General features: G+C 24.5%; 11 protein-coding genes. 7 read left to right on the top strand and 4 right to left on the bottom strand.

Annotation, left to right across the window (positions count from 1 at the left end; all coding sequences use genetic code 11):
- The first annotated feature begins 1 nt into the window (after position 1).
- Positions 2-1,498 (top strand): PLP-dependent transferase, encoded by a 1,497-nt coding sequence (locus ABLL_RS11150; protein WP_014474914.1) that lies wholly within the window; start codon positions 2-4, stop codon positions 1,496-1,498.
- A gap of 12 nt (positions 1,499-1,510) precedes the next feature.
- Here the strand turns inward: ABLL_RS11150 and ABLL_RS11155 are convergent, their stop codons facing one another.
- On the bottom strand, positions 1,511-2,176 hold the full coding sequence (locus ABLL_RS11155) for a response regulator transcription factor (protein WP_014474915.1): 666 nt from the start codon (positions 2,174-2,176) through the stop codon (positions 1,511-1,513).
- 135 nt (positions 2,177-2,311) lie between these two features.
- Here ABLL_RS11155 and ABLL_RS11160 point away from each other — a divergent pair, with 135 nt between their 5' ends.
- From ABLL_RS11160 to ABLL_RS11180, 5 genes are all read left to right on the top strand, one after another.
- Positions 2,312-4,267 (top strand): methyl-accepting chemotaxis protein, encoded by a 1,956-nt coding sequence (locus ABLL_RS11160; RefSeq protein ID WP_014474916.1) that lies wholly within the window; start codon positions 2,312-2,314, stop codon positions 4,265-4,267.
- A 41-nt stretch (positions 4,268-4,308) separates the two neighbouring features.
- Complete coding sequence (locus tag ABLL_RS11165; RefSeq protein WP_014474917.1) at positions 4,309-6,345, top strand: EAL domain-containing protein; 2,037 nt, start codon at positions 4,309-4,311, stop codon at positions 6,343-6,345.
- Positions 6,346-6,364: 19 nt separating this feature from the next.
- The gene (locus ABLL_RS11170; RefSeq protein WP_014474918.1) at positions 6,365-9,214 is read left to right on the top strand and encodes an ABC transporter substrate-binding protein; all 2,850 of its coding nucleotides are present in this window, start codon (positions 6,365-6,367) and stop codon (positions 9,212-9,214) included.
- A gap of 143 nt (positions 9,215-9,357) precedes the next feature.
- Entirely contained in the window at positions 9,358-10,737 is a 1,380-nt protein-coding gene (locus tag ABLL_RS11175) for a methyl-accepting chemotaxis protein (protein WP_014474919.1), read from the top strand.
- A 12-nt stretch (positions 10,738-10,749) separates the two neighbouring features.
- Positions 10,750-11,145, top strand: a complete 396-nt coding sequence (locus tag ABLL_RS11180) for a PAS domain-containing protein (protein WP_014474920.1) — start codon at positions 10,750-10,752, stop codon at positions 11,143-11,145.
- A gap of 14 nt (positions 11,146-11,159) precedes the next feature.
- Here ABLL_RS11180 and ABLL_RS11185 read toward each other — a convergent pair whose 3' ends face one another.
- On the bottom strand, positions 11,160-12,035 hold the full coding sequence (locus tag ABLL_RS11185; RefSeq protein ID WP_014474921.1) for an AEC family transporter: 876 nt from the start codon (positions 12,033-12,035) through the stop codon (positions 11,160-11,162).
- Between the two features lie 91 nt (positions 12,036-12,126).
- On the opposite strand from ABLL_RS11185, the gene ABLL_RS11190 reads away from it, so the two are divergent.
- Positions 12,127-12,945, top strand: a complete 819-nt coding sequence (locus ABLL_RS11190; protein WP_014474922.1) for a LysR family transcriptional regulator — start codon at positions 12,127-12,129, stop codon at positions 12,943-12,945.
- A 159-nt stretch (positions 12,946-13,104) separates the two neighbouring features.
- Here the strand turns inward: ABLL_RS11190 and ABLL_RS11195 are convergent, their stop codons facing one another.
- Entirely contained in the window at positions 13,105-13,971 is an 867-nt protein-coding gene (locus ABLL_RS11195) for a 4Fe-4S dicluster domain-containing protein (RefSeq protein ID WP_014474923.1), read from the bottom strand.
- Entirely contained in the window at positions 13,950-14,393 is a 444-nt protein-coding gene (locus ABLL_RS11200) for a redoxin domain-containing protein (RefSeq protein WP_173363179.1), read from the bottom strand. Before ABLL_RS11200 ends, ABLL_RS11195 begins: the two co-directional genes overlap by 22 nt.
- Positions 14,394-14,395 lie beyond the last annotated feature (2 nt).

The following is a 14,395-nucleotide window of genomic DNA, read 5'->3' on the forward strand; positions in this document are numbered from 1 at the left end:
AATGAATAACAAAACTTTCAATCACATCCCTTGTGGGCAAACTTTACCTTTAAACAATATTCATGCAGTTTCTGTGAGTATGCCAAGTTTACAAGATGTGATTGATTACGAAGAACAAACACCTGAGATTTTAGAAAAAATTACAACAGCATATCCAAGATTTATTATTCATCCTTATTTAAAACTTTTAGCAAATTATTTAAAAGAAAAATATGAAGTTTGTGATAACTATGAAATAATTCTTTTAAGTTCACAAAAGGCTGTAAAAGCTGTGAGTTGCAGATATTTTATACATAATAAATTTGAGTTTGATGAACCTTTTGGAGTTATAAAAGTTTTAAAAGGACGACAATATCAAAAGGTTTTAAAATTTATTCAACATCTTGGATACAACTTATCTTCAAGATTAGCACAAGATTATTTATATAAAGTTGGAAGAATCCCAAAACTTCACGATGAAAAACTTGAAAACGAATCAAAAGCAAAAGAGATTTTAATTTCAACATTAGCAAAAGCATATAAACAACCTTCACAAAATATCTGTTTAAATCCATCTGGGATGAATGCAATGTATTGTGTTTTAAAAGGAATCAAAAATATTCAAGCAAGAAATGGAAGAACAGTTTTAGTACAACTTGGTTGGCTTTATCTTGATACTATGAATATAGTAAATCACTATTTTGAAGAGAGTAAAATCTTTTATGATGTTACAAAATTAGATTTACTTGAAGAGTTTTTGAAAAAAGATGGATTAAAAGTTTCAGCAATAATAACAGAAATTCCTACAAATCCACTTGTACAAACAGTGGATTTAGAAAGACTAAAAAATCTTTGCAATACATACAATATTCCTTTGGTTATTGATTCAACTTTTGCAACTCCATATAATCTTGATTTAAACTCTTATGCTGATATTTATGTGGAATCTTTAACAAAGTTTGCATGTGGAAATGCAGATGTTTTAATGGGTGCAATTATATTAAATCAAAATTCAAAAATTTCACATATCTTTTATGAGTTTTTCAAACATGCAGATGAACCATACATAAAAGATATTCAAAGAATGGCTTATCAAATAAAAGATTATGAAAAAAGAGTAAAAAAAATATCTTCAAATACAAAAAAACTTGTAAATTATTTACAAAAAGCTTCTTTTATAGATGAAGTTTTTTACTGTTTAAGTCCAGATTTTAGAGAAAATTATGAAAAACTAATGATAGATGAAAATTCACTTTGTGGGATTGTTTCTGTAACTTTTAAAAAAGATTTTAGAACTGTTTATGATAAGCTAAATTTTGCAAAAGGGCCAAGTTTAGGAACTGAATTTACACTTTTGATGCCTTATACTTATCTTGCTCATTATGATTTGATAGTTTCACAAAAAGGACAAAAACTTTTAAAACAAATTGGATTGCCAACTAATCTTTTAAGAATCTCTGTTGGAACTGAAAATATAGAAGATATTATAAATGAATTTGAAAAGATAAATGAAATCTAATTTCTTTATCTTTTAAAAAACTAGCTTGTACCCTATTCCATACTCTGTTAAAAGATATTTTGGATTTGTTCCATTATCTCCAAGTTTTATTCTAATATTTTTAATATGATAATCCAAACTTCTATCACTTTGAATAATTGAAGATAAAAAATCCAATAATTTTTCCCTATGTACAGTTTGATTTTTATGTTTAATTAAAAAAGACAAAATTTCAAACTCAGTTTTTGTCAATTTTAAAGCTTCTTCATTAAATAAAATTACATTATCATTTATCTCAAATAATGCTTTTTTACTTGTATTTGATACAAAATTAGAACTATTTCTTAGTTGAACCCAAATTCTTGCTTCTAACTCTTCTGGATCGATTGGCTTAACCATATAATCACTTGCACCTAATCTAAAAGCTTGAAGTTTTGTATTTTTATCTGAATATGCACTTAATACTAAAATAGGAATATTTATTTTGTTTTTATTTACAAATTTTAATACTTCAAAGCCATTAAAATCAGGTAAATTTATATCTAATAAAACAATAGAGTATTTATTAAAACTTATATTTGAAACAGCATCTGTAACTGTATTTACAATATCAACATTAAAATCATACTCTTGTAAAAAATCGCTGATTAATAAAGCACTATTATCATCATCTTCTACTAATAAAATTTTATATTCCAAATTATTTCCCTATACTCTGATTCCTCAGATTTTACTATTAGTTGACTTAGATTTTAATACTACAATTTCAATATAGGTTAAGAATTACAATATTTACATAATGTGATACTTAAAATTTCAAATAAAGGATTCAAAATGTTAAAAAGAATTAATACCAAAAAAAAGTTATTAATCTTTCCAGCCGTGTTTATTTTGATTATGCTAATTTCAGGTATTGCATATAATTACTTTAGTAATTTAGAAAATTCTAGAAGTAAAATTTCTTTAGAAACAGAAGAATTTATCCAACAATTACTAAAAGGAAGAATATCAGTATATCAATTTTTAAGAAATCCAAATATTGAAAATGCACAAAAAGTTAGAGAAAACTTCAAAACTTTAGATGATAATGTATCAAATCTAAAAGAACAAGTTACAATGGAACAAAATAAAGTTTTATGCGATGAAATAGTTACTTATTCAAAAGGATATATTACTAATTTTGATCTATTTTCAACTAAATTAATAGATGATTTTACAAATAATAAACCTGAATCACAAGAAGTTAAAGACATCATAAAAAAAATGGTTGATGTTGGAATTATGTTAGAAAATAAAATTAACGAAATAAATAAAAGTGCTTTAGAACTAAAAGAAGAAGCAAAATCTTTATTTAATACTATTTTAACTTCAATTGTTATTTGTTCTATTATTTTCTTTATTCTAATTTCACTATTCATATCTAAAATGATTATTAAATCTTTAGACAACTTCAAAATAGGATTAATATCGTTTTTTTCATATCTAAATAGAAGCTCAAAAGATATTTCATTATTAGATGATTCTTCAAAAGATGAATTTGGTGAAATGGCTAAATTTGTTAATGATAATATTAAACAAATTGAAAAAACTATTAATCAAGATACAGCTCTAATAGAAGATGCTAAAGTTGTAATGACTAGAGTTAATAATGGTTGGTATGGTCAGTTTATAGAAAAATCAACTTCAAATGCCTCTTTAGAAGAGTTTAGAGATAATGTAAATAAAATGATTGAAAGTACTAGAAAAAGATTTGAAGAAGTAGATGAAATCTTAGAAGAGTACTCAAAACTTGATTATAGAAAAGCTTTAAAAATGCATCCAAATGATGAAAAAGGTGGAGTGTTTGAAAGATTAGTAGTAGGAATTAATACCCTACAAGATTCAATTACACAAATGTTAATAGATAATAAAACAAATGGATTAACATTAGATGCAAGTTCAGATATATTACTTATAAATGTAGATAAATTAAATCTAAGTTCAAATGAAGCAGCAGCATCTTTAGAAGAGACAGCAGCAGCAATAGAAGAGATAACAAGTAATGTAAGAAATAATACAGAGAATATTGCAAAAATGGCAATGCTTTCAAATCAAGTAACAAAATCAGCAAATGATGGAGAGAAACTTGCAAATCAAACAACTCAGTCAATGGATGAAATAAATAATCAAGTAAACTTGATAAATGAAGCAATAACTGTAATTGATCAAATAGCATTCCAAACAAATATACTTTCACTTAATGCAGCAGTAGAAGCAGCAACGGCAGGTGAAGCAGGAAAAGGATTTGCAGTTGTAGCAGCAGAAGTGAGAAACCTAGCATCAAGATCAGCAGAAGCTGCAAAAGAGATAAAAGCAATAGTAGAAAATGCAACAAGTAAAGCAGATCAAGGGAAACAAATAGCAGGACATATGATAGATGGATATAAACAATTAAATGAAAATATCCAACATACAATAAATCTAATCTCTGATATACAAAATGCCTCAAAGGAGCAATTGTTAGGAATAGAGCAAATAAATGATGCAGTAACACAGTTAGACCAACAAACACAACAAAATGCGATGGTGGCAAGTCAAACACATGATGTAGCAGTAATAACAGACCAAATAGCGAAATTAGTTGTAAGTAATGCAAATGAAAAAGAGTTTAATGGTAAAAACGAGGTTAAAGCTAGAGATATGAAAAAAGAGCAAAAAGCTCCTTTTCAAATTCAGAAAAAAGATGCAAAACAAAAAAAACAAACTGTTGTTGAAGAGATAAAAAAAGCTGATGAGTGGGAAAGTTTTTAACTTTCTTAATAAAATATTATTAAATTAAAAAAGGTCATAGTATGTTTAATGAGATGGAAACAATTGTAGAAAGTACAGGTGCTTTAATTTATATTATTGATTTATCAAACTATGAAATAATTTATGCTAATAAAAAATGTAAAGAAGAGTTTGGAGAAATTGTGGGTAAAACTTGTTTTAAGGTTTTACAAAAAGATTTTAAAAGTCCATGTATTTTTTGTCCTTTACAAAAACAAAAAATAAATTTAATAGATATTCCTATTGGAACAACTTACGAATGGGAAAATGAAAACTCTATAAACCATCATTACTATTTGTTTACAGATAAGATAATAGAATGGTTAGATGGAAGAAAAGTTAAAGTACAAATAGGTATTGATATAACAAAACAAAAAAAATTAGAAAAACAAATTTTACAAGAAAAAGATGATTTTATAAAATCATTTAAAACTATAATTGATTCTACAATAGAAGGAATTATTGTTTATGATGAAAATAAAAAATGTATTGATGTAAATGCAGTTGCACCTAAATTATTAGGATATGAAAGAAATGAAATGATAGGGAAAGATGCCCTTGATTTCATAGCTTCTGAATCTTTTAATTTTGTAAAAGAAGTTATAAATAATGACAATCAAGAACCTTATGAAGCTAAGATGATTAGAAAAGATGGTTCAATCTTTCCAGTAATTTTAAGAGGAAAAGATTTAACTCTTTTAGATAAAAAAATCAGAATTTCTGCTGTTGTTGATATAAGTGATTTAAAGAAAAAAGAGAAAGAGATCTCTCAATTAGCTTATTATGACAGTTTAACTGGTATTCCTAATAGATTATTACTAAGAGAATTATTAATCCAAATGATAAAAGAGATAAAAAGAGTAAACTCTTGTGGAGCGCTTTTATTTATAGATTTAGACCATTTTAAAATCATAAACGATACGAAAGGGCATAATATTGGAGATATTGTTTTAATAGAAACAACAAACAGAATAAAAAATATTTTAAGAGAAAATGATATTGTAGCTAGATTAGGAGGAGATGAATTTATTGTTGCTATGAAATTTTCTAATAATAATGAAAATTTAGTAATGAACTACATAAATGATATTTCAAATAAACTTCTTCAAGAGATAAGAAAACCATATATCATTCAGAATTTTGATTTTAGATTATCTGCTAGTATTGGTATAGTTCTATTCAAAAACGATTCTTATAGTATAGATGAATTGATGAAATTCGCTGATACAGCTATGTATAATTCAAAAGAAAAAGGAAGAGATAGATTTAGCTATTTTAATCCTAAATTACAACAAGTAATAGAACAAAAAGCCGATTTAACTCAAAAATTAAGAGATGCAATAGAAAATAAAGAGATGGTAATACATTATCAACCTCAAATTTTATATGAGAATAATCAGCATAAAATAGTTAGTGTTGAAGCTTTAGTTAGATGGAAAGATAAAGAAAAAGGCTTGCTTTTTCCTAAAAAATTTATTTCACTTGCTGATGAAACAAATTTAATTGTACCATTAGGCAAATTAGTTTTTGAAAAAGTTTTAATCCAATTAAAACAATGGAAAGAAGATTCTATAAAAAAAGATTGGAAAGTTTCGATAAATATAAGTTATAAACAATTTCAAGAAAAGTTTTTTTATGATTTTTTGAAATCTCAAATAGAAAAATATGAAATTGAACCAAATAAAATAAAGTTAGAATTAACAGAAAATTTATTAATAAAAAATACCCAAGAAACTTTAGATAAAATAAAAGAATTAAATGATTTAGGAATCAACTTATCAATTGATGATTTTGGAACAGGTTATTCATCTCTAGCCTATTTAAAACAATTATCAATCAATGAATTAAAGATTGATAAATCTTTTATAAAAGAGTTATCAAATAGTTTAAATGATTCAATTATTGTTGAAACTATATTGTCAATAGGTAATAAATTTAATTTAAATGTAATTGCGCAAGGTGTAGAGACACAAGAGCAATATGAAAAATTAATATCTATGGGATGTAAACATTTTCAAGGTTTTTTATTTAAAGAACCAGTTAGTGCGGATCTCTTATAAAATAATTTAAAGGAATATCTTGAAAATCATATCTCTATTTTTACTAATGATTTCTTTTTTATACTCAAATGAACTAACTCCTATTTCAATTCAATTGAAATGGAAACATCAATTCCAATTTGCAGGATTTTATGTAGCAAAAGAGTTAGGAATTTATGAGAAATATGGTTTAGATGTAAATTTCAAAGAGTTTGATGGAAAATTTGATCCACTAAATACAGTATTAACAAATCAAAATAATTTTGGAATAGATGATTCTTCATTAATTTATCATAAATTAAATGGAGCAGATATTGTAGCTATTTTTTCAGTTTTCAAATCTTCACCAATTGCCTTATTTACTCAAAAAGAGTTAGATACCTTAACTTCTTTAAAGAATAAAAATATAGAGTTTGCTAAAAATGAAATTTCAAATATTTCAATAAATGCTATTTTAAAAAGTCAAGATATTCATGTAAATGCAAAAGAACATACTTTTTATTCCAAAAGTTTTATAGAGAAAGAATCAGATGCAATTGTTGGATATTTATCTAATCAAGCTTATTTTTTAGAAAAAGAGAATATAAAATATAATACTTTCCTTCCAAAAGATTATGGATTCGATTTTTATGGTGATATGGTTTATACCTCAGCACAATTTGCAAAACAAAATCCTAAAATTGTAAAAGATTTTATTGAAGCTACAAAAGAAGGTTGGATATATGCTTTTAATAATATTCCTTTTAGTGTAAACCTAACCTATGAAAAATATAACACTCAAGAAAAATCAAAAGAAGCTCTAACTTATGAAGCAAATATTTTAAAATCTTTTAGTAGTTATTCTAAAAAAGATTTTGGAAATATTGATAAATCAAAAATCAAAGAGATGGCAAATACAATATCTTTGATTTATCCACAAAAATTTAAAAATATGAATTTAGATGATTTTATTTGGAATGAAAAAGAGGCATTAAATGATTTTTATAAAAACTATTATCTAACAAAAAATAAAGAATTTACTGTTTGCATACAAGATAGTTCTTTTCCTATAGATGGAATAGATGAAAATAATAAATTAATAGGAATATCTGGAGAAATTTTAAATAATATTGCAGAAAAATTTCAATTTATATTAAAACCAATAAAAATAGATGATTATAAAAAGAATATTCAAAATGTCTTAGATAATAAATGTGATATTGTAACTATCACTGCTGAAGATTCTTACAAATACTATAAAATTATGGATAGAAGTAATTTTTATTTAAAATCAAATTTAGTAATTATTACAAAAATAGATAAACCTTTTATTGAAAATAATATATTAGAAAATAAAAAGTTTGTTACAAGATATAGTGTATTTAAAGATTATTTAACTTCACACTATTTGGGCACAAATATTTTAGTTGAAAATGATTTAGAAAAAATTATTTCAATGCTAAAAGATGATGAAGTAGATGGTTTTATAACAGACAATATAACAGTTGATAGATTAATTCAAAAATTTGGATATGGAGAATTTAAAATTTCAGGATTTTTGAATCATATTGAACCAATAAAAGGTGCTTTTGCCATCAAAAAAACTAAACCAGAATTAAAAGAAATTATCAATTTTGGATTAGAAAATTTTTCACATGAAGACATTGAACAAATAGAAGAAAAATATAAAGTTACAAGATATAAAGAAGTTATTAATAAAGATTTAATTTGGAAAATATTTTATACATTTTTATTTATCTTAATTACTATTTTATTTTTTGTAGTTTTTCTAAAAAGAAAAAATGACGAGTTAAATGAGTGGCTTAATTCTACAATAGAAGGTGTTGCTCTATTTGAAAATGGAAAACTTTTTAAAGCAAATAATCAACTTCTAAAAATTCTAGGTTATGATAATTTTAAAGAAATTTATAATAAATCATATTCTGATTTTGTTGCTACAAAAGATTATCATATCATAAAACAAAAACTTAAAAATGACCAAGAACCTTATGAATTAACTTTTGTTAAAAAAGATGGAACTTTAATAGATGGATTAGTAAAAGGTCATAATATAAAAAATTCAAATAAAAGAATTAGTACAATCATAGATATTAGTGAACTAAAAAATACTCAAAGAAAATTAGCTGAATTAAATTTAAATCTTGAAGAGAGAATAAAAGAAGAATTACAAAAAAATCACGAACAAAAAGCAATTATGTTCCAACAAGCAAAACTTGCTGAAATGGGGTCAATGATGAATATGATTGCACACCAATGGAGACAACCTCTAAATAATATTTCACTAATAGTAAACACAATAATCATAAAACATAAAAAAGAGAATTTATCAACTGAAACTCTAAATAATCTAAAAATAAATTTCAAACAACAAATAGATTATTTATCAAATACAATAGATGATTTCCAAAATTTCTTTAAACCCAAAAAAGATAAAGAATTTTTTGTTTTAAAAGAGGTGATTCTATCTACTTATAATCTTATTAAACCTATATTTGAAAGTAATCGTATAAAGTTTAATTTTTACTCAAATATCTCTGATGTGACTTATTATGGTTATAAAAATGAACTATACCAAGTAATATTAACTATTTTTAATAATTCAATTGATGCTTTTAAAGAAAATGATTATTTAAATAAAACAGTTGATGTGACATTAGAAGAGAATGAAAAAAATCTAATAATTAAAGTAAAAGATAATGCTGGTGGAATAAAAGATGAACTTTTAGAAAAAATATTTGATTTATATTTTTCAACAAAAACTAAAAAAAATGGTACAGGTTTGGGACTTTATATAAGTAAAACTATTATAAATAGACATTTTAAAGGAGAGATAAAAGCTTCAAATGTAGATAATGGACTTGAAATAATTATAACTTTTCCTAAAAATTAAAATTTAATAATTTTAATTTTTTAAGTTTTTCTTTAATATCAGTTATTCAGTATCTTAAGGAATGGATATTGCATTATTAAGATAAATATAAGACCTAAGTTCTTCATAAACTTGGGTATTTGATATGAAAGAATAAATTAAAAATGGAAATAAAACGTAAAATAGTAATTCTGTATATTATCTCTCAAATAGGCTTTATTTTAATTGCTATAGCAGGATTAAACTCTCAAACTACCCTAATTATAATCTTAACTCTTCTCTTCTCAACTTTTATAGGAATAATTTGCTTTTTATTCATAAAATCAACAACAAATGAATTTTATAGTTTTAATAAAAACTTTGAAAATTTTTTAGATTTTTTGACTTCAAAAAATAACAAATATATTCCTTGTTTAATAAAAGGAAATAGTGAAATCACCCAATTAGATTTAAAACTAAATAATATTTCATTAGAAATTGATAAAAGAATGAAATATGATATGAAAGTTTTAGGAGAGATTGTAATCACCATGGATAGAGTTGAACAAGGAATTTATAGCTCAAGAATAAATTCAAAAACAACAAATCCAATGCTTATGACATTAAGAAATACAATTAATAAAATGTTAGATGAAGTAAATAAAGATATGAATGATTTAGTAAATATCTTAGAATCTTATTCAAAAGATGATTTTACTAAACAAGTTGATATTACAAATAATGTAAAAGGTGAAATGTTAAAAGTTCTAACAAGCATAAATTTTTTAGGAGAAACTCTTAGTTTAAATGCTAAAAAAAATTTAGACAATGGTTTAATCTTAGAAAATAACTCCAAAAATATGTTAGAAACTGTAAACTTTTTTGCTACTAAAGCAACAGAACAAACTTCATCTTTAGAAAAAACTACCTTTTCTTTAACTCAAATAACAACCACAACAAAAAACAATACAAAAAATGCACAAAAGATGTATGAACTTGGAAAGATTGTAAAAAAAGCTGTCATAAATGGAGAAGTTCTAGCTTCAAAAACTGCTAATTCTATGGATGAAATAAATAAAGAGATAACATTTATAAATGAAGCTATAACAATTATTGATCAAATTGCATTTCAGACAAATATTTTATCACTTAATGCAGCTGTTGAAGCGGCAACTGCTGGTGAAGCTGGACGCGGATTTGCAGTTGTTGCAGCAGAAGTAAGAAATCTTGCAAATAGAAGTGCACAAGCGGCAAGTGAAATAAAAAATATTGTTGAAAAAGCAACAACAAAAGCAAATGAAGGGAAAAAAATAAGTGATATGATGATTGAAGGTTATGAAGAATTAAATAATGATATAAATCAAACTATAGAGATTATACAAGATGTAAGTAGCTCAAGTAATACACAATTAGAAGGAATTGAAGAGATAAATAGAATGATAAATTTATTAAATCAATTATCTTTAGAAAATGTAAATCAAGCAAAAAATGTAGCAAAAATCACAACAACAACTCAAAAAATGGCACAAGAGTTAGTCTTTGATGCAAAAAGTAAAAGGTTCTAAAAGGAATAACAAATGAGTAGTAATGAGACTATTTTAGATGAATATGCTTTTTTAGTAAGTGAAACAAATGAGAAAGGTATTATAACTTTTGCAAATAATGATTTTTGTAAAATTGCTGGTTTTACTTTGGATGAATTAGTAGGAAAACCTCATAATCTAGTAAGACACCCAGATATGCCAAAAACTGCCTTTAAAGATTTATGGGAAACTGTAAAAAAAGGAGAAATCTGGACTGGTTATGTAAAAAATAGAACAAAAGATGATGGTTTTTATTGGGTTTTTGCAACAGTTTATCCTTTTGAAAATTATGATGGAGAAAAAGGTTATTTAAGTTGTAGAAAAAAAGCTTCAAAAGAAGAAATAGAAGTTTATGAAAAGCTGTATAAAAATTTAAAAGAAAATGAATAAATAATCTATGTAATTTAATTTATTACATAGATTATTATAGGAAGTAAAAATAAAATTGCTATTGTACTGGAAGCTGTCATAACTGCAATTTCTTCAAAAGGTCCATTAAATCTTAAAGCAAAAAGATAACTCGTAGTTGCAATTGGCATAGAGTATTGAATCAATAAAGTATAAATTAAAACTGGTTCAAAATTTCCAAAATAAAAAATAGTATAAACAACTAAAAATCCTAAAACTACACGCACTACTCCCATTCTAACTGCTTTTATATTTTGCCCTATTTTTATATCAACAAGTGATGAACCAAAAGCCATAAGCAATAAAGGAATAACTATTCCTCCTAACATTTTACATACATCTTCTATTATAAAAGGAACTTGAGTATTTGTTCCTTTAAAAGCAAGCGCGAGAACTAAAGCGTATAAAACAGGTGTTTGCAAAGCTTTTTTTAGATTTAAAGAACTATTTGAAAGCCATAACCCAATAGTAAAATGATAAATATTTATTAAAACTGAAAAAGTAATTGCATAAACAAATGCAGTTTGTCCCAATAATACATAAACAATAGGAATACCTAAACCACCAGTATTTGGAAAAATAAAACTTTGTAAAAATGGTCTTATTGGTTTATTTTCAAATTTTAAATAAGCTATTGTTAGAATAGTACAAATAGCAATAATTATTGTTCCGTAAATTAGAATTGTTATTATATTTTCGCTAGTTAAATCTTTATTGTTTATTGAAGCTATTAAAAGAGCTGGTGTTCCTAGATTCATAATTAAAGAACTAATCATATCTTTATCAAAAGGTAACTCTTTTTTCTTCCAATAGTAACCAATAATTATTAGTATTACAATTGGCATAAGTTTATTGAACAGCAGTTCTATCAACTAAAATCCTTTTTAAATTTTTGAAACTATAAACAATTTACAATATAATGTCAAATAATATAAAATAATACACTACATAATGGATAGTAATATGGAATCAACTTTATTAAGAGTGTTTGTAAGTGTTGCAAATAAAAAATCTATCTCTTTAGCAGCACTTGAACTTAACTTTACTCAATCAAATGTAACTCTAAGAATAAAACAATTAGAAAAAAATTTAGGATATTTACTTTTTCATAGAGTACCAAGTGGTGTAATTCTTACAAAAGAGGGAGAAAAACTCTATCCACTTGCAAGTGAAATTGTAAAAAAAGTTGAAGTTGCTGAACTTAAAATGAAAAATCTAACTTATCAAGAAACACTTAGAATTGGTTCTGGACAAGCAAATGTAGCTTTGAGATTATTGGCTTTTATAGATAAATTAAATAAAAAATATCCAAATATACAATTGGAATTTTATGCAAATGCAAATCCACAAGTTTTAGAAAAACTTCTTGATTATAAGCTTGATATTGCTTTTATAACTGGAGTTCCAAACCATAAAGACTTGATAATTTTAAACAAATTTTATGATGATTTATATATGGTTGAACCAAAAAGTTTGGAGTATAACAACACACTTATCGCATATAAACAAGATAGCACCCACTATAAATTTTTAGCTTCTTATGAAAAACAAAGAGGAAATTTAGATTTTAAAACAATATTTATAGAAAATTATGAAGTGATGTTAGGTTGTGTAAAAGCAGGAATGGGAAAAGCTTATGTTTCAAAAATGATTATTGATAAATATGCTTATACAAATGAATTAAAACTTACAAAATTACCAAATGAGTTAGAAACCCATTTAGTTTGCAGAAAAGATTATATTCCTATGATTGCAACTTATTTAAAGAAAATAAAATTATAAAATTTTCCAAACTTTAAATTAACAATTTTTTTCTAAGATTTCACAAATGGTCATAAAATAATTTATCAACTATACAAAATAAATTTTATGTACAAACAGTCTTTTCCTACTAATTTTCTGAATGTAATCTCTAAATTTAATAAGAAGTGACCATTTTATTTAATACAAATTTTTATTTATAAAGTAGCAGTTATCCAAATTTGAACTATCTAAGATATAAATTATTGAAACAATCATAATTATAAAAATCAAACAACCCCAAATATAACCTTTTTCTGAAAAACTTTTAAAAATATTTCTATTTTTATATTTTTTCTTTATAAGTGAAGATTTGTTAAATTTTGTCATTACACTTTCACAAGCAACTTCACAAAGTCCACATTGAACACATCTTATATCAAAACCAGCTTTTATATCAAGGTCATCAATAGGACAAATTTTTACACATTTTTCACAGTCTATGCAACTCTCTTTATCAAAAAACTCAAAAGTTTGTTTTTTCTCTTGTGGCAAAATTGCACTTACAAAAAAATAAGGACATAAAATCGAACAATACCAACCTCTAAAAACTAAAAAAATACTTGTAAATCCTGTTGTTAAAATTCCAACAAAAATTGAAGCTGTATCAAATTTTGTAAAATTGAAAAACAAATCAACAGCTGATGTAAAATACGAAATAGTTGAAAATGCCAAAATAAAAGCAAATGACATAATCGTAAAAAAAAGAACAAAAGGATTTTTTAGTTTCATACTAATAATCGAAGCAAGAGAAGTTGGACAAAAATATCCACAAAAAAATCTTGATATTGTTAAGTTTAATCCTACTAATAATCCAATAAACAATGTAATTACAATATAAATCAACTGATGAGTTGAAGCTTCAAAAGCCATAAATAAAAACTCAAATCTATGAAACTCAAAATTAAACATCAATAAATGAATATCATTAAAACTTAACCATGGAAATAGAATATACAAAAAAAAACTAATCAATAAAGATGGAACTAAAATCTGTTTTTTTGCCATAAGTCTATCCTTTGTTCAGGTGGTAAAGTACCATTTTCATATAAATTGTTTTTTAGATTATTTATCAATCTACTAATCAGATTTTCGTTAAAAGTGTGATATTTTTTTACAAGTTCACCTTTTTTATCAAAAATCAAAATATAAGGCACACTTTTTGTCACTCCAAAATTTTTAGAATCATTAAGTGAAATAGAGATTGTTTTTAGATTAGAAGTTTGTTTTATTGAAGTTGGGATATCTTCATCTACAAAAAGTAAAGTTATAAAAATCTCACTATTTTTTTCTCCTAAAGAGACTAAATAATCATTTGTTTTAATACAAACAGGACACCATGAAGTTACAAAAGCAACTATATTTATTTTATCTTTTTCTATATTTTCAAAAGAAAAAGAGGTAGCAAAAGCCACCTCTTTTAGTATCAAAA

This window comes from Arcobacter sp. L, assembly GCF_000284235.1.
Lineage (GTDB): Bacteria > Campylobacterota > Campylobacteria > Campylobacterales > Arcobacteraceae > Aliarcobacter > Aliarcobacter defluvii.